We start from the raw sequence: 22051 nt of genomic DNA, 5'->3' as shown, positions 1-22051 counted from the left end.
TGGTGACCACAAAATTAAGGTATTGCATTGAACAAAGACCAGAATGATATAGGCATTATCCTGCCATTTAAAAATGAGGAATTGTATTTGCAAGATTGCTTAACTAGCATTTCGGAGCAACGCTTTCCCCATTTCAAGGTTTTTATGGTAGATGATCACTCCACAGATGGGAGTTTTAAAATTGCTCAACAGCATTGTGTCAACGACGAGCGTTTTACCCTACTAAAAAACAATGGGAAAGGGGTTATTAGCGCTCTTCACTTGGCATCCAAACAAGTAAAATGCAAGTTTATTTCTAGGATGGATGGCGATGATTTAATGCCAAAAAACAAACTAGAGTCTCTACTCCAAGCAATTGAAAAGCTACCCGAAAACTACATTATAAGCGGACGGGTTAAATATTTTAGTTCAGATCCTATTTCTGACGGTTACCAGAAATATGAAAACTGGCTTAACCAGGTATGTTTACATGATGAATTCGAAAAATTCATTTTCCGAGAATGTACGCTTCCAGCCTGCTCATGGATCATGCACACCAATTTTTTCCGCAATCATAGCCATTTCGAATCCCTGCAGCTTCCAGAAGATTATCATTTACTTTTAAACTGGTGGAGGGCTGGTGCAGCTTTTAAAGGTCTGGATACGATAACCCATTACTGGAGGGACCATAATCGACGTACATCCAAAACCTCCACGGCTTACGACATCGATTCATTTTTCCGATTAAAAATAAAGGTATTGCAAGAAACGGGCGCCTTGCAAAATGCAAATGTAATTGTGTGGGGAAAGGGTCCTAAAGCAAAGCTACTGGAACACAATTTGAAGGAGCAACAAATTGTATACACCCCAATAAATAATCCCAATAAGGCGGTAGATCAGCTGCAATCTCAACTCACGAAAAAAACAAAGATTTTATCGGTAATAGGATCCAACAACAATCTTAAAAAGAGCATAGATTTTTTTGAGGCAATGGGCCTAAAGAACAACTACGATTTTTTCTTACTGTAGGCCAATTCTTTATTTAAAAGCATTACCAAGGCCTTTCTTTCCGATTCTGTTAATTGTCGACCAAAACTAATTGTATCGCCCTGGTGCTGGAAAGAAATATAGGGTCGCCCCATAACCCAAAAGGAATTATTTAAAAACTCCAACACATTGGTTTCTTTAGGCATATCGGCTTTAAACTGATCGATATTTTGAACGAAGTACGTTTTGGGTTTGGATCTACCTAAAATAACCTGACTTATAAGTACCTTATCTTCTACAAACTTTATAGATTCATATCCTGCTTTCCGCCAAAAATATACACGTCCCACCCGAATTTCGTAGTACAACCAAAAGCTTAGTAAAATCCCAATGTAAAGCTTTAGTTCTTGGCTATGATCTGCAAAAAGTTGAGTTATAAAATATACTCCCGAGAGGGTCCAGAGTAGCAACCACATCAACAAAATACGTTCGTAGGCTTTTTCGACACCGGCAGCAATAACCACCGAAAAGATGCCCTCTTTTTTCTGGTGAGAAATTCGATTTCCTATAAACTTCATGATGGATTTTTTACCAACAATTGCGAGTACAAATGCTCGTATTCTGGCAGGATTTTCTTAAGATTAAACAATTCACTCTGTTCTTTAGCTCCCTGTTTATAAGCAGCCAAAGCCTCATCGGTTTTTAAAATACTTATGGCATTTTTCGCCATATCTTCAATATCTCCAACTTCGGATAAAAGCCCAGAGACTCCGTGTTTATTTACTTCGGGTATTCCACCTGTATTGGAACTCACCACGGGCACTCCTATCGCCATAGCCTCCAAGGCTGCCAAACCAAAACTCTCTGTTTCTGAGGTTAACAAAAATAGGTCACTCATAAAAAGGGCTTCTGTCGGATTTTTAAGTCTTCCAAGAAAAAACACTTTATCGCAAACGCCCAATTCGCGGCATTTTGCTTCTGCCTTGATGCGATCGGGGCCATCGCCCACAAAAATGAGTTTGGCGGGCACTCTTTGCTGCACCTTGGCAAACACTTTTACTACGTCCTCTACTCGCTTAACCGCTCTAAAATTGGAAATATGAATAAGGATACGCTCCTCTGCTCTCGCATAGTTACTACGTATTCCCTCAATCTCTTCTCTTCTACTCTCTAAATTTTCTGGACAGATAAAATTGGGAATCACCTTTATTTCGTTGGTCACTCCGAAGTATTTATAGGTATCCTGTTTTAGGCTCTCTGACACAGAAGTAACGGCATCCGATTTATTGATTGCATGCGTAATTACCGGTTCAAAACTTTCGTCTTTTCCAACCAAGGTTATATCCGTACCGTGAAGGGTGGTTACAATGGGGACATATTTTCCCTTTTCCTTTAGAATTTCCCTAGCCATAATAGCCGCCGACGCATGTGGAATAGCATAATGCACATGAAGCACATCCAGGTTTTCGTGTAAAGCAACATCTACCATTTTACTGGTTAAAACCAACTCATAGGGTTGATATTCAAAAAGTGGATAATCGCTTACGCTTACTTCGTGATAAAATATATTTTTTCTGAGACTACCCACTAACCGAACGGGCTGTGCATAGGTAATAAAATGGACTTTATGTCCTTGCCTGGCGAGGGCTTTACCAAGTTCGGTGGCTACTACCCCGCTACCTCCAAATGTTGGATAACAAACAATTCCAATATTCATTTCCCCTTAGGGTTTTGGTTGGGCAGCCATTTCGTTTTTCGAGTCGATGATCGCTTCGTAAATCATTTCCTGTATCGTAGACCGCACATTGTTTCGAATTAATTTCTTGTTTTCGGCACTTGGATATATTCTGTTACTCAAAAAGACATAAACAATTTCCTCATCGGGATCTGCCCATGCAAGGGTACCGGTAAACCCAGAGTGACCGAAGCTATTAAAGCTTATGCCGTCAAAGGTAGGGCCTGGTCCTCCATCGCGCACGGGTTTATCAAAAATTAACCCTCTTCTATTATCATCTGGATTCTTTGCTCTGGCAGCAGTAAAGAATTCAACTGTTGATGATTTTAAAAATTGTTGACCGTTAAAACTCCCCCCATCCAGCAACATCTGCATAATTGCTGCTACATCTTCGGCGCTTCCAAATAAACCAGCATGACCTCCCACTCCACCTAGTAAAGCAGCTCCTTGATCGTGTACAAAACCATGCACCAATTGCTTGCGCCACAGCGCATCATATTCGGTTGGAACTATTGATTCCTCTGAGAATTTCTCTCTGGGCAAGTAGGTCATGCTTTTAAGTCCCATGGGCTGATAAAAGGTCTCTGCTACATATACGTTCAGTGGCTTTCCCGTAATGGTTTCAACAATTTCTTTAAGGAAATAAAAACCCAGATCGCTGTACAGGTAATCCGTTTTTTTCCTCAATGGCTCCCTTAAAATTCGGGCAAAAATTGAATCCCTCATTTCACTTACTACAAAGTAGTCTTTTGCCACTTGCACAGGGTGTTTTGAAGAAGCGTTTTGATTTACCAAACTCGCCCTCTCCGGTGTTGGGTCTATATAATCTTGAAAGTAGGGGATCCAGCCTTGTAACCCCGCCTGATGCAACATTACATCACTTAATACCAGTTTCGCATAAGGGCTGTCTCGAGGAATCCAAGCGAGATAATCCCCTAAGGTCTTTCCAATATCCAAAACCCCTTCTTCGTGGAGTTTCATCACCGCCAATCCAGTGGAAAGAACCTTGGTAAGGGACGCCAAATCGTATATAGAAAATCGATTTACGGGCTGATTGTTAGCGTAGGTATAGTGTCCAAAACTCTTGTTGTAAACCATTTTACCCTTGCGCAAAACCACTATTCTACAGCCTGGAGTGGCTTTATCTTTTATCTGTTTTTGGATATAAGCATCTATCTCTTGAAGCTTAATCCCATCCATACCCACTTTTTCTGGAAAGGTTTCTATAAATCCGGTTTCTTTAGATGTAGTCTCACCTTTGTCGGCTACAAATTGCTTATTAAGCGTTACTGGAAGTTTTCCTTTAAAAGGAATTACCCCCAACAAGGCCTTTGCTGCCGCAAGGTGTTGCTCTTTGATATCCTGATAACCCAAAACCAAACCCTTTAATTCTCCCAATAAGTTTTCAGGCATTTCTGTAAGGGCGTATGGGTTACCCATCCACACTAGAATCAGCTTAGTTTTTGGTGCCAATTCCGAAATTAAGCCCAGCTCGGCGGGCCCAAGTCCATAATTCGATTTTCCTTTGTACTGGCTTCCATCCATTACCAATACTACCCGTTCTCTTTTACTAAGCTTAGCAATCAGTGGTTTGTTACTGTATGGATTTTCCGCAAAGCCAGTGGGAATGGCACTTAAGTCTTCCACAACATTTAGGAAGGGTTTGGTACCTCTTCCTACCCCAATAACTGCTACATCCTTGTCCAGCGGATCTATGGGTAAATTTGCCTCGTTTTTAAGTAGCGTAATACTCGCTTCAGCAATTTTAGTCCTTAGACTTTCCATGGACTTAGGAGACTTTATCTCCTCCATGGATGGAGTATCTACAAAAGCCTGTTCCATTTGGTGTTGCTTAGCCTTAAGAATTTTTAAACAGGCTTCATCAAGGCGATCCATAGGAATATCACCGCGCAAAATGGCCGCTTCAATTTCCGCTATCGCTTTGGGGACATCCAACGGAAATAGCAAGACATCGGCTCCAGCTTGCAACGCTTTAAGGTCGGTAATTCCCGCTGGGTATGCATCTGCAACACCCTTCATATTTAGTGCATCGGTAAAGATTAACCCTTTGTAGTTGAGGCTATCTTTTAACCACCCATGTACAATTTTAGAACTAAGGGTAGACGGGAGTCCAGAAGGTTCCATGGCTGGAACATTTAAATGCGCCACCATTACCGAAGAAACACCTGCTTTAAATAAATATTTGAATGGATAGAGCTCTATAGAGTCTAATCTGGCCAAGCCATGGCCAACAGTAGGTAATGTTTTATGCGAATCGCTGTCGGTATCTCCATGCCCCGGAAAATGCTTGGCGCAAGCCATTACACCTGAGCTTTCCATACCGCGGGCAAAGGCACCACTTAATTTTGCCACCCAAAATCTGTCTTCCCCAAAAGATCTGCTGTTTATTACAGGATTGGCAGCATTACTATTAACATCGCATACAGGAGCAAAATTTATGTCTATATCTAAAGCACGGCACTGGGCACCGATAGCAGCACCTGCCTCCTGGGCTAAAATTGGGTTTTGGGTTGCACCGAGCACCATATTTCTCTGAATACCGTAGGTACTATCCAGACGCATATTTAACCCCCATTCTGCATCTATCCCTATTAATAGCGGTAATTTTGACGATTTAGATAGGCGTTTATGCATGTTTAATTGCCTACCGGGGCCACCTTGGAAAAAAATTAATCCTCCAATTCCGTACTTTTCAATTTGCATTTTCAGCTCGGCTTCGTGCTCAGGCCCTCTGTTGCTATAAGCCGCGACCATAAACAACTGCCCAATCTTTTCACGGACAGTTAAAGTATCTAACACCTTTTTTGCCCAGTGCTCGGATTGTATCCTCGCAAAACCAGGCTCCTTATTGGTTGCATTCGCAAATCGAAATAAACTAGCTTCACGGTAATGGTTAGAATTTTGACCTTCGTTTACCGCTTGGGCGGTTAAAAAGGCAAACAACAAAAAAAGTGGGTGGAAAAATTTAATTCTCTTCATGGTCATTGGGCCTGCCAAGGTACAATCTTAAGACCTTTAATTCTTTTCATTTGAACAATAAATTGCACAATAAATTGTGGGTTTCGTTATAGTAATAGATAGATTACCTTTGTTTACCAATGGAAGCACCAAAAATCCCAGGATTATTTAAGTCGAAAGGCCCAAAATCCTTTCATTTCAAACCTCGTTATTACGACGAGCAAAAGGAACGCATTGCAAAGCGAAGAGCTCAAATTAAGAGAGAGCTAGTTGCAGAGGGAAAGCTGGATACCAGTGAAAAAGATCTTTTCAATAGACTAGAGCGTAGACATCGCTCACATATTTCATACCGCAAAAGCGCCAAAAAAAGTAATATCCGAATTACGATGATATTGATAGGGCTGCTTATTATCCTATTTTGGTTATGGAATGAAAGTGGAGGGATTTTATGAACATAATTAGGCTCCTACCCGACTCCATTGCCAACCAAATTGCCGCAGGTGAAGTAGTTCAAAGACCTGCATCTGTTGTAAAGGAATTAATGGAAAATGCCATTGACTCTGGTGCAACCGAAATAAAACTCCTCGTAAAGGACTCTGGAAAAAGTCTTATTCAAGTTAGCGATAATGGATGTGGAATGTCCGAAGGCGATGCCCGTATGGCATTTGAACGCCATGCAACGTCCAAAATAAAGAATGCAGACGACCTATTTAACCTGCACACCAAAGGATTTAGAGGTGAAGCCTTGGCCTCTATAGCAGCAATTGCGCAGGTGGAGCTTAAAACAAAACCCAAACAAGACGCAGTTGGCACCCGATTGATAATCGAAGGCTCCGAATTTACCTTGCAAGAAGCCTGCACTTGTTCCAACGGAAGTTCTTTTGCAGTAAAAAACCTATTCTACAACACTCCTGCGCGCCGTAATTTCTTAAAAAGTGACGCCGTTGAGTTTAAACATATAAGTGAGGAGTTTATCCGGGTTGCATTGCCCCATCCAGAAATAAAATTTAAGCTAGAGCATAACAAACAAGTCATTTTCGATTTACCCGCCGGTAACCTACGCCAAAGAGTGGTCGGAATTTTTGGGAAAAACTATAACGAAAGGCTAGTACCCGTTGAAGAGGAAAGCTTAATGCTTAACCTTTCTGGGTTTACGGGTAAGGCACAATTTTGCAGAAAAACTAGAGGCGAACAGTACTTATTTGTAAATCGTCGATTTATAAAATCAAATTACTTTAATCACGCCATCGTTCAGGCTTATGGAGATTTGATTGATTCGGGTTCCTTCCCCTCCTACTTCTTAATGATGGAGGTAGAACCCAATAGAATTGATGTAAACATACACCCAACAAAAACCGAAATTAAATTTCAGGATGAGCGTGCATTATACCAATTGATCCAGGCAAGTGTTAAAAAGTCATTGGGGATCTTTAATGTAAAACCATCCATTGATTTCGACCAGGGCGAAGTTCCTATAACCCCTGTAAATAAAGGAGACAAAATTGCCATACCTCAAATTAAGGTAAACCCTAATTACAACCCTTTTAAACGGGAAAGCTTTAGCAATAGCGAACGAACTACCACCAAAGCACCAGAAAAACTAAAGGAGCTGTATGATATAGAGCGTGAGTTTAATGTAGACTGGAAAAAAGAAGAAGCCGTAAGACCAACTGCCCCAATAGAATGGACAGAGAAGGAATCTAAGGAGCAAGATAATTCGCGCAAGGATCTGTATGAAGCCTCTTTGGGTGAATCGCCGGATAGGGACAAGGAAGAGTTTGTTCAAATTGGACAGAAATTCATCTTAACAAAAATTAAAAGCGGATTTATACTCATCCACCAACAAAGAGCTCACCAACGGGTACTATTTGAACGCTATTTAACTAAACTTGCAAGTGGACGGAGTGGCAGCCAGCAACAACTGTTTCCGGAACGTATAAAGATCAATCCATCTGATTACCAATTGCTAATGGATTCTAAGGAAGATCTCGAAAAAATGGGACTTCAGTTTGAGCAATTTTCCGAAGATGAAATTGTGATTAATGCGGTGCCCGAAGGATTGGAAATGAGTAAGCTCTCTGCCTTTATGGAGGAGTTTATAGAATTATTAAAAATGCCGAAGTTAAACGCGAATTACAATTTTCAGGAGAAACTGGCATACGGATTGGCAGCTTGTGGTTCCATAAAAACAGGTCGCCAATTAAGTTTTACCGAAATGCAAGCGCTGGTAGGGGATTTATTTAGTTGTAAAAACCCACAACAAGCCCCAAATGGTAAGGCTTGCTCCGTAACAATGAGTACCAACGACATAGACAAACTATTTAATTGATGAACAACTTTGGAGGCGGATTTGGAGGTGGAATAAATACACGCACCGTTGTAATCAACCTGATTATCATAAATGCCCTCGTTTACTTTGCCAGTGTTGTTTTTGGCAATGCGGGACCAGGACTTTCATGGCTGAACTACAAATTTGGATTGTACTTGCCTAATGGGGCAAATTTTGCTCCGTACCAGCTTATTACCCACATGTTTCTACATGGAGGATTAATGCACATCTTCTTTAACATGTACGCCCTTTTTCTTTTTGGGACTGTTTTGGAGAGATCTTGGGGCCCAAAGCGCTTTTTAATTTTCTATTTAACCTGTGGATTTGGTGCCGCACTTATTCACCTTGGAGTTAGCTACTGGGAAGCCCTTTCTTTAAAAGACGAATTACTTAACGCCGGGTTATCATCAGATTTCCTAGCACAAATTCGCGACGGAGTGCGCAACCTAAGCATTCCATCTAATGACCCTTCTGTAATCGACGCCGCCAGAGGGTATTTTGGTAAATATAACTACCCCACCGTGGGTGCCTCGGGTGCTGTATTTGGATTGCTTCTGGGTTTCGGAATGTTATTCCCCAACTCTGAGCTTTACTTACTTTTCTTCCCCTTCCCTATAAAAGCGAAGTATTTTGTAATCGGATATGGGTTGATAGAGTTATTTTCAGGTGTAATGAACAAACCTGGAGATAACGTAGCTCACTTTGCCCATCTTGGAGGAATGATTTTTGGTTTTATCCTAATTAAATATTGGCAGAAGGATAGACAGAATTTTTACTAGCATGTTCGATCAACTGAAATATCAATTTAAAAATGGCAACACCTTAATAAAACTGCTGATAATAAATGCAGGAATATTTATTGCCATAAATGTCATTGGTATCATCGCCTTTTTAGGTGGATTTGACTGGTATACTGCAGGAGGCGGTGTAAAGCAATTGTTTTTGGTTGAGTACCTAAGCGCCAATTCCGATGTGCTGCTTAACTTAAAAAGACCATGGACTTTTATCACCTACATGTTTACCCACGAAGACCAATGGCATATTCTAGTAAACATGCTAATATTCTACTACATCGGTAGCATTTTTATGGATTTGCTAGGGGAAAAACGGGTGCTTCCACTATACATAATGGGTGGATTATCGGGTTTATTACTTTACCTAATTGCCTTTAACCTGCTTCCCGTTTTTCAGGGAGGAAGAAGCCCTATAATAGGTGCTTCGGCTTCAGTAATGGCTGTAATGTTGGCAACAGCCACTTATGTGCCCAATTACCCCATTCGGCTGATGTTAATTGGCCAAATACCCCTTAAATACATTGCTGGATTTTATGTTCTGGTAGACTTATTAGCTTTAAGGGGCAGTGCCAATATGGGAGGCCATATTGCCCATTTAGGAGGCGCAATCTTTGGATTTGTATATGCCAAACAACTAACCCAAGGTAAGGATATCGCAAAATACTTTTACCTGTTCATTAATTTGGTAAGGGGACTGTTTGTGCGCCAGCCTAAGGTAAAGGTTGTTCATCGCAATAAAAAAGCCGACAAAACAAGAACCCCAAAAAGCCAGACTACTAATAAAACAACCACCAATTCGGCCGACAAGCAAGCTAGAATAGACGCTATTCTAGACAAAATTTCCAAATCGGGTTACGAAAACCTGACGCCTGAGGAAAAAGACTTTTTATTTAACGCCAGTAAAGAGTAATGGTTAAAAAACTAGGTAACACTGGTATAATTTTGTTTACGGCAATCTATTTGATTGCCTACTTTGCTCCTCAAGTAAATCCAACTACCTCGTGGCCTATCGCCTTACTTGGACTTGCATTTCCCTACTTGTTCTTGGCAGGTATTCTCTTTATCATCATTTTGGTTTCCTCTCAGCTTAAAGCGAAATGGATCTTATTAATCGCTCTGGTACCGGGATTTTTTAAAATAAACGAGTTTTACCGATTTAAATCCGACCCTACTCCTGCCCTCACGGAAAACCAAATTACAGTACTCACTTACAACGTCCGATCATTTAATCGCTATAAATGGATAGACGACGATGGCGTATTTGAGGATATACTAAGACTAGTAAAGGTTGAAAACCCTGATGTGGTTTTCTTTCAAGAGTTTTATGCATCTAGCGAAGAACAGCTCAAAACCATTATTCAACGTATAAACGAAGTATGCAATTTACCCTACTACAATAGCTTTGATAAGAGCGGTGGAGGAAAGGCAAACGGGTTATATACTTTTTCGAAATACCCCCTTCAACTTTCGAGACAACAACGTTTTAGCAAAAATGGGGTAAATGGAATTTTAGAATCGAAATTAAACTGGAATAACAAGCCCATTACCCTACTAAATTTCCACCTAGCTTCTTATCAGCTAAGCGAATTAAATAAGCAAAGTCAAAGTAAGGAGGAACAGTTTAAAGGAGCATTTTATAAAATTAGAAACGGGTTAAAAACAAGATCCACACAAGTTTCACAACTTATAACCGAGCTTAAAGGCGATTTAGATCGGACCTATATTATTTGCGGAGGCGATTTAAACGATACTCCACATTCTTACGCCTACCAGCAAATAACCGATATACTATACGATTCATACACCGAAGCTGGAAGCGGGGAAGGAAAAACCTATGTAGGTCAATTGCCAGGTTTTAGGATAGATTACCTCTTCCACAATGAAAAATTAGAAGCACTTCGCTACCACACCATTCGCGAAATTAAATCAGACCACTACCCTGTTGTTGTGCGCTTTGGGGTACAGCAATAATATCCTTAAGGGGGTGATTTAATTCACTATTTGCACCCTAGTTAAATCCAAAACATTCATGGCGTCTGTTTTAAGGTGCTTTACCTCTTTCCTTTTCAATTGGAAAATGTCATCGTGAAAAAGGGGAATCAATGGCAATTCCTGATTAACTATCCTTTGCATATCCCAAAGCAGTTGCTCCCTCTCCTCTCCCGTTGCAATATTTGATAGCTCATAAAGTACATCAAACTCAGGGTTATTGTAAAAGAAGTAATTGGGCCCTTTTGGAATAATTAAATCGGAACGAAATAGGCTAAGGAAATTTTCAGGATCGGGGTAATCGGCTATCCAACTTTTTCTGAACAAGGCAATTTGCCCTCCTGAAACTTGTTCTCTATGATGCGAAGATGGCAACACCTCAATACTTACGTTTAATCCGATATTGGACCAGGCTTTTTGAACGAATTCGCATACCTCCATTGCCATGGCAGGAGTAGAAATAACTATTGGATGCTTTTTTAATTGGGGAAGAGACTCCACAATGGCTTTAGCCTTCTCTGGCTGATAGGACAGTTCTTCGGCATTAAAAGATTGGGACCAAAGTACCGGTGGGACAAAGCCGGTTTTTGCTGCAGTACCCAGTCCATTAAGCACAAAGGCAACTAAATCTTCTCGGTTAATAGCCATGGATAATGCCCGACGCACTTGAGGATTATCCAAAACGCTATCCAAGCCCAAGCGAAAACCTAAATAATCGGTTTTAAGAAAGGGCGTTTTTATGGCGTTAAAATCCTCAGCAAATTCTGGAGCCAACTCCCCTTTTGGAGTCAGTACTCGGTGTTTAGAAGCCGCATCCAACCCAGACATAAAATCGAAATCGCCCCTTTGCATTGCCATCAATGCTGCACTTTGATCTTTTATAAAAGACACCGCGATTGCATCAAGGTAGGGCAGAGAATTACCATTTGCGTCTTTCAAGTAATAGCGAGGATTTTTATGCAATACCAGCTTATTCCCTTCTTCCCAGATAAATATTTTAAAAGGGCCAGTTCCAACGGGATGCGACCTAAAGTCCTCACCATAATAATCAATAGCTTCTTTGGGCACTATGGTACAGTATTGCATGGCGAGCAAGGAAAGAAACTGAGGTGCCGACTGCTTTAAATAAAGGGTTAAAGAATCGGAACTATGAACCGTGATATTAAGACTTTCATCCTCATTCCTTGCAACCAAATCCAGCACCCACCTTCCTGGTGAAGCTGTTTTAGCATCTGCAATGCGATTAAATGAATAGACAACATCGCTTGCGTTAACTGCTCTTGTTCCTTGCTTGAAGCAAGCATCCTCGTGAAAAAAAACTCCCGATCGCAGCTTAAAGGAATACCTATCCTTTTTATCGTTCATTGACCAGGAGGCAGCCATTAGAGGCTGTGGTTTTAGGTTGCTATCGAGGGCAACTAAACCATCAAATATTTGATTAACCGCCCAAATATTTTCGAGATTTCTGGAATAGGCAGGATCCAGGGAGCTAATACCACCAGGCTCATTGTAGCGAAAGACCGCCCCCTCCTTTTCCTGCATTTCATTTTGACAGGAAATAGCAGTTGCAGCAACAATTCCCAGACAAAATATGATTGGGTTTACGATAAAGTATTTTTTAATAGAAATATTTTTCACAAAAAACTTTTAATACTCTTTTAGTCAATAATAATACTCTCAAAACAATATAAAACCATTAAAAACACACCCAACCAATCCTTATTGATTTATTTTCGTCACATAGCATCCGTTTAAAACATTTTTTAGCTATTCACAACAAAATTTTGGGGTTAAAAAATGACTAGGAGTTCTTTGCACGTGCTTAAAATAAATTAACAAATCAACCTTAAAGATCTCAAGCCCTTTAAATCCTATGGCTTGGGGTAAATATAGAGCAAAGACTTAAAAGCAAAATCAAATCAACAATCAACTCCAAAAACTATGAAATCACTTTACACCTTTTTGGCTACATGCCTAATTACAATATCTGGATTTGCCCAGGATATTAACATAGCTGGGTTTAACTTTCAAGGTTATGCCATAGACAACGAAGGAAAAGCAATTACTACCGAAAATGTTACTGTAACCTTTACCATAGGTAGTTTTGTGGAAGAACATAGTTTAACTACTGATGCTTTTGGTGTTTTTAATGCTGTGATAGGTACGGTTAAGCCTACAGATTTCAGAAAGCTTGATTTCAAAAACCCCTACGAAGCATTGTCATTAAAAGTCCAGGTTCAAAAAAACAGTGGAGCGCAAGTGACCATATTTAACGGACCATTACAGTCGGTACCCTACGCCAGATCTGCAGAGAACGGAGTTCCCGTGGGAACCATCATTGCATTTTCTGGTGCTGTTGCACCAAAAGGATGGCTTCTATGCGATGGAAAAACTTATAACAAAACCGACTTTCCCAGATTAGAAGGAATTATAGGTTCTTCTTGGGGAAATAATGGTGGAAGCACCTTCAAAGTCCCTGATTTAAGAGGGAGATTTTTAAGAGGAGCAGGAGCTGGGTCTACCGGTTTAACTGGAGCAAATATCCCAGAATTGGGAAAAGCATACGGGGACCAAAATAAAAGTCATAATCATAAGGTTACTGTTCGCCCACATACACATAATTTTACCGACATATTTCACTCTGAAGGTGCCTTTGGAGTTCCAGGAGGAGCAGGAAGTGAAGCAGTACCAGGAAATAAAGGCTCAGGAGCCACAGACGAGGATAATGTTGGATATAATAAGTCTAAAGTAACGAACTCAACAACGGCAATAGCAGACTGCGAAAGTTCTGGTGGAGCAGAAGCCCGTCCGCACAATGCTGCCGTAACCTACATTATCAAGTACTAATCTCAGTACGCACTATTAATTCCAATTCATTATTATGAAAAGAATTTTGCAAATACTGGGGCTAGTACTTTGCACCCATCTTGCCTGGGCGCAACAATACTATCCCCACCAAATGGGCTACGCTGGTGGCACCTACTATAATTTAGATACCAGTACTACCAATACCTACACCACCTTTTTTAATGGCGGGGCCTACATGGGCTCGCCGTGGGTAAAATCTTTAGACAACGACTATTTCAAGGCAGATTTTAGACATAACCTTGTTTATGTAGACAATGCCTTTAAAGAAGACCTCTTTGCCTCCAAAGGGTATTTTGGAGATTATGTAGAGTTGCGCTGGACCATGATTCGATATGAGAATCAGGTTACCGGCTTTCGTGTTTTCAGAAAAATAGCAGGTTCTACAGAACAACCCAAGAGAATAGCCACCCTATCCAAGGATGTTAGAATGTGGCGAGACGAGTATGCTGAAACTGGGGTGCTTTATGAATACACCCTATATGCGGATGGTATATTCCCAGTATTTACTCACCTAATGAACCAAATTTCTGGTATAGGTTTTAGAGTCCCTACGGGTCAAATTTCTGGTCGTGTAACTTTCGAAGGAGGAGAAGCAGTAAAAGGAGTTGATATCATTGCTTCTACTACCGACAATTTTAGCGGAAAGAGTATAGACCTAAACGGAACTATTAATTCTTACCTAAGAGTATCCCACACCAACGACAACGATAAATGGAAATTCGATAATGGTTTTACTTTCCAGGGATGGTTTAAACCCAACTATGGTTCAGGTACAAGAGTTTTAATGCAGAAATTTGGTCAGGTCAGGTTGGAATATGACGCTGGCATTAAAAAGGTAACCTTTAAAGCAAATTACGATACCAATCCATATAACTCGGTATCCGTGACCCTTAATGGACTGGATGCAACAAAATTCTTTCAGGTTTCTGCCACCAAGAATAACAACAGAATTTATTTAAGAGTAACTCAGGACCACTCCAAGGAAAAAACTTGGGTAGACTCTGTTGATGTAACTAATAACGGTGCTATCCCTTTCAGAACAAACGATTTTCTGATAGGCAGCACTTCCTCAGCTGAAAGCTTCATTGGAACTGTTGACGAAATCAGAATCTGGCAAAAGGCCTTCTCCCTAGAAGACTTGGCAGACAATTCGGGAATGTACATTTCGGGCACTGAGGATAGCCTTACCGCTTACTTTAGACTTAACGAAGGTACGGGAACAAGAATGTACGACCTATCGAGAAAGGGATACACCTTTAACGAAAACCATGGTTATGTTCACGCAGCAGCAACTTGGTCTAATACCGTACCTACCAACACACAGTTAGCGGTTAAGGGTATTACTGATAAAAACGGTAATTACATTGTTTCGGGAATTCCGTATAATTCGGATGGATCTACATACAGATTCACTCCATTTTTAGGGATACACAAATTCGACCCTAAAGAGAAATTACTACTAATTGGACCAGGATCTACGACCCACAACAATGTTGATTTTGTGGATATCGCATCTTTCCCTGTAGACGGATATGTATATTACAAAGGCACTGAGTTTCCGGTAAAGGATGTTAACATTAAGATTGATGGTCAGTTAGCTGTAAACAGTAGCGGAATTCCTATAGGAACGGATAACGCTGGTAAATTCACTATTAGCGTTCCCATTGGAGAGCATCATTTGGAGTTTGTTAAACAGGGACACGAATTCGAGAATGGTAGATTTCCTGCGACTGGAAAATGGAACTTTCAGGAACCTTATACTTTTCAAAAAAGAATTTCTGACAAAACGCTTGTAAGAGTGGTTGGAAAAGTTGTGGGTGGGCCAAGGGAGGCCGCTAAACCAAAGGGACAAGGAACATGTAATAATAATATTGGTACCGCAACAATCCTACTTGGTACTGAGAGAGACTTTCAATTAGCTAGGCTACAACTTCCTGTAGATTCTACAAGAAAGGATACCCAGTTTGTTTTTATCAATGGTGTTCGAACTTCAAAAATAGTCAGTCCAAAAACCATTAAAAAGAATAGTTTAAAAGAGGTAACCATAAACACCGATTCTGAAAACGGCGAATTTATTGCATTACTTCTTCCAGAGAAATATGTTGTAAAATCAATAGCCACCGATACTGGTAGTGGTTCAGGATATAATTTTGGTAGTGAACACCATGTAACCTGGGACCTATCTAGCACCTTGCAAAGGACAGAAATTGACTCTACACTAGATTCCTTAAATTTTACCACTAACGGGGATACTTTATGGTATTATTCATACGATAGTAGTCACTACCAATACGCACACGACTTTATTTATCGAACACTTCCAACAATAGCCGTTACCAATAAAGAAGGTGGAATTGCTTTTTGGGATGAGAAGGTATCCATCGACGAATCTACCTCGATCGACGTCGTCAACACCACAACTAAATGGCCACTTACCCAATGGCCAATATTCACGCAACGTAAGACTTATGATTTAAAAATTTCGGTTTTCGAAGAGTATAGGAACGGCGTTGATTCAGATCATGTCCCCGTAACCGACGGAACGGTAGACGTTCAAAATGGCATTGCAATTAAAACAGATAGACAAATTTATTCGATTGATGCCCAAGGTGTTGCCAATTATCAATTTAAGGCTGGTAAGCCAAAAACGGTGGGTGACTTCACCCAACTTTTGACCATTACCGCTAATACTGGTAAAAATGGTGCCATAAAAACTTCATGGAAATACTCACCACCTGCTGGAGGTAATTCCGCAATGCAATTTAGGGGTTATATAATCGGAGCTAATCCTACCGGTAAAAATTTCGTAACCACGGGGCCTGATGAAGTGGAGATGATAATTAGAGACCCATATGGATCCAATAGTTATGCATGGTATGAAATAGGTAACTCCAAATCAAAAACCACAAGTTATTCGGTGGGTAATGGAGCAAATTCAGAAGCTAAAGTAACCGCTCATCTTGGGATGAAGCAAACTACCTTTGCGGGTGTTGGTGCTGGAGTAATACTAACCAATGATATCACAAATGATATTGCTGTTGGCTTAAAATCTGAGAAGCAATGGAATGAAGAAAATTCATCCACCACAACCATTACCAACACTAAGAGATGGCAAACTAGTGCTGAACCAGATTTTGTTGGGGCTAAAGGTGATGTTTTCATTGGAAACTCAACGAACATTGTATATGGAAAAGCAGAGGCCTTAAGGTTTACCAAAAAATCCGGGACTTGCCCTCCAAATTCAATTTGTATTCAAAAGGGTGGAGATTATTATATCTTGGAAAAACTAGATGACTTCAGGTTAACTCCAGAGTTTTCAACTGCATTTCAATATTCTCAAAATCACATCGAAAACTACCTAATTCCTAACTGGGAGATGCTAAGGAATGCTTATTTCAGTAAGGCTGTTACAGCAGGACTTATAACGCCCATCAATGGTGCGGATGGCTCAGTAAGTAATGACATTGATAAGGAAAAAAAGGTGGACAATTTCGCCAATGGTGATACCGTCATAACCATCACGGGGGATAAATATAATATCACATTGAATAGCACCACCCGACAGGCAATGGGCTACAAGTCAATCTCTGGTTTTATTGATACTGTAAGGTTGTACAATTCCCAGATTCAAAACTGGAAAAATATTTTGGGACAGAATGAACGTGACAAATTGGAGGCCACTCTTGAACAAAACTTGTCATATGATGCCGGGGTAGTATATTCTAGTGAATTTACAACGGATTCATCGTCATCAAAATCTAAATCCTTTGATTTCGCAATAACACCTTCATTGGGTGGTCAAAAAGGTGCTCAAATAAGTGGTATAGGTCTAACCATGCAGTTGAACATGGAATATTCGCGCTCCGAATCTAAAGCTTCTGGGGAAGAGGAAACATCCACCATTACCTTTGGCTATGAACTTTCAGACACCGATGAAGGAGATTACTTTAGTATTGATGTAAAAAAACCTAAATCTGCCACCGGCCCGGTTTTCTTTACTCGAGGTGGACAAAGTTCCTGTCCTCATGAAGGGGAAGAAAAAACGAAATATTTCCAGAAAGGAGCTATTTTAAGTGAAGCCACTCAACAACGAGAAAAGCCTTTAATTACTCCTAGGTCAGCAACCATAGTAAATGATATTCCTGAGGATAAACCTGCATTTTTCAATGTAGAATTGGCCAATATTAGCGAGGCTGGTGATGATACATGGCTCATGATTTCTGTTGACCAGAAATCGAATCAAACTGGAGCCATTGTTAAGTTAGATGGACAAAATATCAGTAATGGTAGAACCATCTTTATTCCAGCTGGCACAACAATTAATAAGGTTATTTCTATAGAAAAAAACCAACCGCACATTAACGAATTTAATGATATCGGTATCATTTTACATTCGGTTTGTCAATTCGATCCAGGAGACAACTGGCCCGATATTGCGGACACCGTCAAATTAACCGCCAAGTTTAAACCGGTTTGTACCAAGGTCGACCTCAAGGGTGTTCCTAACCAATGGGTAATGAATAGTTCCAATGAGGATAGAGAGCTTAATTTCACCATTGAAAACTACGATCTGGTCTTTACAGGATTTGAGGAAATCCATTTCCAAACCAAACCCACTACTTCTTCTTTATGGACCAGTAAGCAAGTATTTACAGTTGCAGATTGTGCTCCTACTTGTAATGGCAAAGAATGGATTAACGGCAAAACTACCCTTAATTACACCCTAGATATGTCGGATCTCCCGGATAGGTCTTACGACATCAGGGCTTATTCTACTTGTGCCAATGGTACCACAAACGAATCGGCCATTTTAACTGGAATTAAAGACACCAAAAGACCTCAGGTTTTTGGTACCCCCTCCCCTGGTGATGGAATTCTATCTCCTGGCGAAGACGTGCTGATCGTGTTTAACGAACCCATCTTTGCTCCAGATAACTTCGAAGAAACGAACGTTACGGTTAAAGGCGTTTTAAACGATGCCAAGATAGACCACAATAGTGTTCTTTTCTTCGATGGTAATGATGATTACGCCAGTGTCACTGCAGCCTCTACCCTAACTGATCTTTCGTTTAGCTTCGAATTTTGGGTTAAGCGTAGTACACTCGGATCCCAGCAGGTAATTCTTAAGCAGGAACAACTTGAAATTGGGTTTAATGCTAATAACGAGTTTTACCTAAACCTAGCTGGTCAATCTTTCACCGGGGAAACTAGCGCTGAAAACATTTTCGGTAATACGGACAAGTGGATACACTTTACTGTTAGTTATAATCATGACACCAAAAAGTTGAATGCCTACAAGGTTTTTGATGGGTCTACACAGCCAATTTTAATCGACAACAAAGATGTTACTAGCCCATTTAATGTTACGGGCAAAATGTACATCGCTGCGGACGAAAACAATGCAAACAACTTCGGCGGTTTCATGCACGACCTTCGATTGTGGGAGAAAGCACTAACTCAGGCCGAAGCCATTGCCAAAAAAGATGACATCCTAAAAGGTGATGAGATTGGATTAATTGGTTTCTGGCCTATGAACGAGCTTCGTGGACCCGTTGCTGCGGACCTATCCAGAGCGCATCATGCCGTGCTCAATGGCCCACTTTGGAAAGTTCTTCCATCAGGATTTGCCAGAAACTTTACTGCTTCCGGTCAGATGGACATCGACAACTCCAAAAGTGATATCCTAATCACTGATGAAATGGATTTCACCCTTGAATTCTGGTTTAAAGCCGATGCGAACCAAAAAGACAAGGTGCTTTTCTCCAATGGGAAAACTGATGGCTCGGAAAGCGCGGATGCCGAAGAGGATATTTGGGAAATTGGATTTAACGCAAGCGGAAACCTTTACGCCAAAAACAAAGGGGTAAATATTACCAATACCGAGTTAGATCTACTAGATGATACATGGCATCACTTCGCCCTGGTTTTAAGAAGAAAAGGAAATGCATCCATCTATGTAAACGGAGAACTATCTGGATTTAAACACAGCTCCTCTTTCGGTGGACTAAAAGGTGGTGAAATGACTTTCGGGGCGAGTAGAAAACAAACCACCGGAACACCATATACCAAGAATTTCACTGGTTCTATGGATGAGATCCGCTTTTGGAACCTTGCACGTACCAAAAAGCTATTGGAAATGGATATGTTCTCCAAATTACAAGGGGATGAACTAGGACTGGTAGGCTACTATCCGTTCGAGAAATTCGACATCACTTTGGCTTTGGTTTCTACCCTGGAAAACATGGATAAGGTTTATGACCCTACCACTAAGTCATATATCCCACACAACCCAGCAGTTTTAGCGGATCATAGCACTGGTACTTTCGAGACTAGTAACGTTCCAAACATTAAAAATGCTAGACCCGTTCAAAAAATTGGTAAAGCTATTGTTACCGCTGCCGACCGTGTAATCATTGAGTTAACCACAGAGGCTAACTTAATTGAGAAAACCATTGTAGAATTTACTGTTGAAGCCGTAGAAGACCTTTACGGGAACACTATGGCTTCTCCAGAGACTTGGACAGCGTACATCAAACGTAACACTGTGCTTTGGGATGAACAGAACAAGGAGTTCGAGAAAATGGTGTACGATCCACTTAGCTTCTCTGTGGATATCCTAAACATTGGAGGTTTAGAGGAAACCTTTACCATTTCTAATGTTCCAGCTTGGTTAAGTATCTCTGAAGAAACTGGAGTTCTTGGTCCAGATAGTAGAAGAACCCTGAATTTCACGGTTTCGGAAGCTCTAAATATTGGAACCCACGAACAGAACATCTACCTAACCTCTGATTTCGGATTTAATGAAGTTTTAAGACTTAAGATTAAAGTCATAGGAAACGAACCCGATTGGGAATTTGATCCAACCGCCTTTGAATATTCAATGAATATCATTGGACAAATTACGGTTGATGGTGTTATTTCATCTGACATCGACGATAAACTGATAGCTCTGGTTGGAGATGACGTAAGAGGAATCGCCAATTTACGCTATGTAGAAGAGTACGACATGTACCTTGCCTTTATCGATGTTTATGCGAATACGGCTGGTGGCGAATCGGTTAATTTCTACATCTGGGATGCTAGCGAAGGAAAAACACACACCGTTGTTAATCCTTCCAAGCCTATAACTTTTGCTTCTAACACTTTAGAGGGAACCCCTTCTGCTCCTATCGTATTTGCTGCAATTAATCAATTGTACGAACCCATTGTGCTAAACAGTGGATGGAACTGGGTTTCGTTCCCGCTAAGTACTAACGATCACCTTAAGAGTAACACGCTTTTAAGTGATTTAAATCCGGCAGATGGTGATTTGATAAAAAGTATGACCAAGTACGACCAATATGGAAGTACGGTAGGTTGGACGGGTAGCCTTTCATCTAGCGGAGGTGTTAACAATCGTGAGCTTTATAAAATTAAAATCACGGGTGCCGACACCATTGAGTACGAAGGAGCTAGAATCAATCCAGAAAACATAAACATAGACCTTAACCCTGGTTGGTCTTGGATAGGTTTCCCTAACCTAAGTAATATGTCTATCGCCGACGCCTTTAGTAACCTTGAGGTTAAAAACGGAGACTTTGTTAAAGGCCAGAATGGATTTGCAGTGTACGATATCAACATTGGTTGGATAGGTACCCTTGACTTCCTTAAGCCTAAGAAAGGATATATGTTTAAGTCGAGTGAAACGGTTACTAGAACCTTTACTTTCCCAAAACATAACCTTTATAGCAAGTCGCGTAAAATTGGACAGGATGAATTGGCGGCGTTGTACAATGAATATGGATTAAACCCCTATGCATTTAAAGAAAATGCCAGCATCATTGCCACTACAGATTTAAGCGACCTCAACCCGAAAAGAGCATATAGGTTATTGGCTTATGCAGATGGTGAATTAAGAGGAGTTACAGAATCTGATTTTGGAACCTTCTTCCTAACCCTTTACGAAAACACAGAGGAAAGCCTATTAAATTTTGTCCTTGAAGACGAGAGAGGTAATCGTTTCGATTTAAATGAAACACATCTTTTTGAAGCCAACTCCATTATAGGATCTAAGGACGAGCCTTTTCACTTTACGCTTGGAGAAAGCAGCTCACTTAACAGCGGAGAAACCGGGGTGAAAGTATTCCCTAGCCACTTCTCCGATGCGCTTAATATCAACCTGCTTTTAGACCGTGAGGAAAAAGTGGTTGTGAGCGTTCACACCCTTAACGGTGTACTGGTAACGCAGTTGGTAGACGAAACCCTAGGCGAAGGAATGCACAGAATAGCTTGGCAACTGAATAGCCAAGAGAAGGCTATGGCTCCTGGCATGTTCTTCATTAAAGTGGAGATTGAAGGTGCTACGGCGCAAACATTTAAAGTCATTAAAACTCATTAATACATCCAAATAAG

12 protein-coding genes are annotated in these 22051 nt (G+C 40.7%); 8 read left to right on the top strand and 4 right to left on the bottom strand.

The genetic code is table 11. From position 1 onward, the window contains the following. The first annotated feature begins 27 nt into the window (after window positions 1-27). Window positions 28-1008 (top strand): glycosyltransferase family 2 protein, encoded by a 981-nt coding sequence (locus FRX97_RS08175; protein WP_170227079.1) that lies wholly within the window; start codon window positions 28-30, stop codon window positions 1006-1008. Here the strand turns inward: FRX97_RS08175 and FRX97_RS08170 are convergent. From FRX97_RS08170 to FRX97_RS08160, 3 genes are read right to left on the bottom strand one after another with little or no spacing between them, the layout of a single operon-like run. Continuing rightward, window positions 987-1544 (bottom strand): hypothetical protein, encoded by a 558-nt coding sequence (locus FRX97_RS08170; RefSeq protein ID WP_147014710.1) that lies wholly within the window; start codon window positions 1542-1544, stop codon window positions 987-989. The genes FRX97_RS08175 and FRX97_RS08170 overlap by 22 nt on opposite strands. Beyond that, window positions 1541-2683 carry an N-acetyl-alpha-D-glucosaminyl L-malate synthase BshA gene (gene bshA, locus FRX97_RS08165; RefSeq protein WP_147014709.1) on the bottom strand — a complete coding sequence of 381 codons (1143 nt, stop codon included), beginning with the start codon at window positions 2681-2683 and terminating at the stop codon, window positions 1541-1543. Before bshA ends, FRX97_RS08170 begins: the two co-directional genes overlap by 4 nt. Before the next feature lie 6 nt (window positions 2684-2689). Continuing rightward, window positions 2690-5701, bottom strand: coding sequence for a glycoside hydrolase family 3 N-terminal domain-containing protein (locus FRX97_RS08160; protein WP_170227078.1), 3012 nt, complete (start codon window positions 5699-5701; stop codon window positions 2690-2692). Between the two features lie 119 nt (window positions 5702-5820). On the opposite strand from FRX97_RS08160, the gene FRX97_RS08155 reads away from it, so the two are divergent. The 5 genes from FRX97_RS08155 to FRX97_RS08135 are packed head-to-tail and all read left to right on the top strand — an operon-like array spanning window position 5821 to window position 10774. Further along, entirely contained in the window at window positions 5821-6132 is a 312-nt protein-coding gene (locus tag FRX97_RS08155) for a hypothetical protein (protein ID WP_147014707.1), read from the top strand. After that, a complete protein-coding gene (mutL, locus tag FRX97_RS08150) occupies window positions 6129-8009 on the top strand; it encodes a DNA mismatch repair endonuclease MutL (RefSeq protein WP_147014706.1) in 1881 nt (626 codons plus the stop codon). The genes FRX97_RS08155 and mutL overlap by 4 nt, the downstream gene beginning before the upstream one ends. Then, window positions 8009-8788, top strand: a complete 780-nt coding sequence (locus FRX97_RS08145) for a rhomboid family intramembrane serine protease (protein WP_147014705.1) — start codon at window positions 8009-8011, stop codon at window positions 8786-8788. Before mutL ends, FRX97_RS08145 begins: the two co-directional genes overlap by 1 nt. Window position 8789: 1 nt before the next feature. After that, on the top strand, window positions 8790-9713 hold the full coding sequence (locus tag FRX97_RS08140) for a rhomboid family protein (protein ID WP_147014704.1): 924 nt from the start codon (window positions 8790-8792) through the stop codon (window positions 9711-9713). Continuing rightward, window positions 9713-10774 carry an endonuclease/exonuclease/phosphatase family protein gene (locus FRX97_RS08135; protein WP_147014703.1) on the top strand — a complete coding sequence of 354 codons (1062 nt, stop codon included), beginning with the start codon at window positions 9713-9715 and terminating at the stop codon, window positions 10772-10774. The genes FRX97_RS08140 and FRX97_RS08135 overlap by 1 nt, the downstream gene beginning before the upstream one ends. Window positions 10775-10792: 18 nt before the next feature. Here FRX97_RS08135 and FRX97_RS08130 read toward each other — a convergent pair whose 3' ends face one another. Then, window positions 10793-12430, bottom strand: a complete 1638-nt coding sequence (locus FRX97_RS08130) for an ABC transporter substrate-binding protein (RefSeq protein WP_147014702.1) — start codon at window positions 12428-12430, stop codon at window positions 10793-10795. A gap of 303 nt (window positions 12431-12733) precedes the next feature. Between FRX97_RS08130 and FRX97_RS08125 the strand changes: the two genes are divergently transcribed. Both FRX97_RS08125 and FRX97_RS08120 read left to right on the top strand, forming a co-directional pair. Further along, complete coding sequence (locus FRX97_RS08125; RefSeq protein WP_147014701.1) at window positions 12734-13639, top strand: tail fiber protein; 906 nt, start codon at window positions 12734-12736, stop codon at window positions 13637-13639. Between the two features lie 34 nt (window positions 13640-13673). Beyond that, window positions 13674-22037: a LamG domain-containing protein gene (locus FRX97_RS08120; protein WP_147014700.1), complete on the top strand. Its 8364-nt coding sequence runs from the start codon at window positions 13674-13676 to the stop codon at window positions 22035-22037. The last annotated feature ends 14 nt before the right edge of the window (window positions 22038-22051 follow it).

The sequence above is a fragment of the Luteibaculum oceani genome (assembly GCF_007995015.1).
GTDB classification, from domain to species: Bacteria; Bacteroidota; Bacteroidia; order Flavobacteriales_D; family Luteibaculaceae; genus Luteibaculum; species Luteibaculum oceani.
Note: the sequence above shows the minus strand (reverse complement) of the source record. Positions and strands in the feature narration are given on the sequence as shown.

Bases quoted from the DNA above. Each gene is read 5' to 3' on its own strand.
- FRX97_RS08170 (WP_147014710.1), bottom strand. From the start codon at position 1,544: ATGAAGTTTATAGGAAATCGAATTTCTCACCAGAAAAAAGAGGGCATC.
- bshA (WP_147014709.1), bottom strand. From the start codon at position 2,683: ATGAATATTGGAATTGTTTGTTATCCAACATTTGGAGGTAGCGGGGTA.
- FRX97_RS08160 (WP_170227078.1), bottom strand. From the start codon at position 5,701: ATGAAGAGAATTAAATTTTTCCACCCACTTTTTTTGTTGTTTGCCTTT.
- FRX97_RS08155 (WP_147014707.1), top strand. From the start codon at position 5,821: ATGGAAGCACCAAAAATCCCAGGATTATTTAAGTCGAAAGGCCCAAAA.
- mutL (WP_147014706.1), top strand. From the start codon at position 6,129: ATGAACATAATTAGGCTCCTACCCGACTCCATTGCCAACCAAATTGCC.
- FRX97_RS08145 (WP_147014705.1), top strand. From the start codon at position 8,009: ATGAACAACTTTGGAGGCGGATTTGGAGGTGGAATAAATACACGCACC.
- FRX97_RS08140 (WP_147014704.1), top strand. From the start codon at position 8,790: ATGTTCGATCAACTGAAATATCAATTTAAAAATGGCAACACCTTAATA.
- FRX97_RS08135 (WP_147014703.1), top strand. From the start codon at position 9,713: ATGGTTAAAAAACTAGGTAACACTGGTATAATTTTGTTTACGGCAATC.
- FRX97_RS08125 (WP_147014701.1), top strand. From the start codon at position 12,734: ATGAAATCACTTTACACCTTTTTGGCTACATGCCTAATTACAATATCT.
- FRX97_RS08120 (WP_147014700.1), top strand. From the start codon at position 13,674: ATGAAAAGAATTTTGCAAATACTGGGGCTAGTACTTTGCACCCATCTT.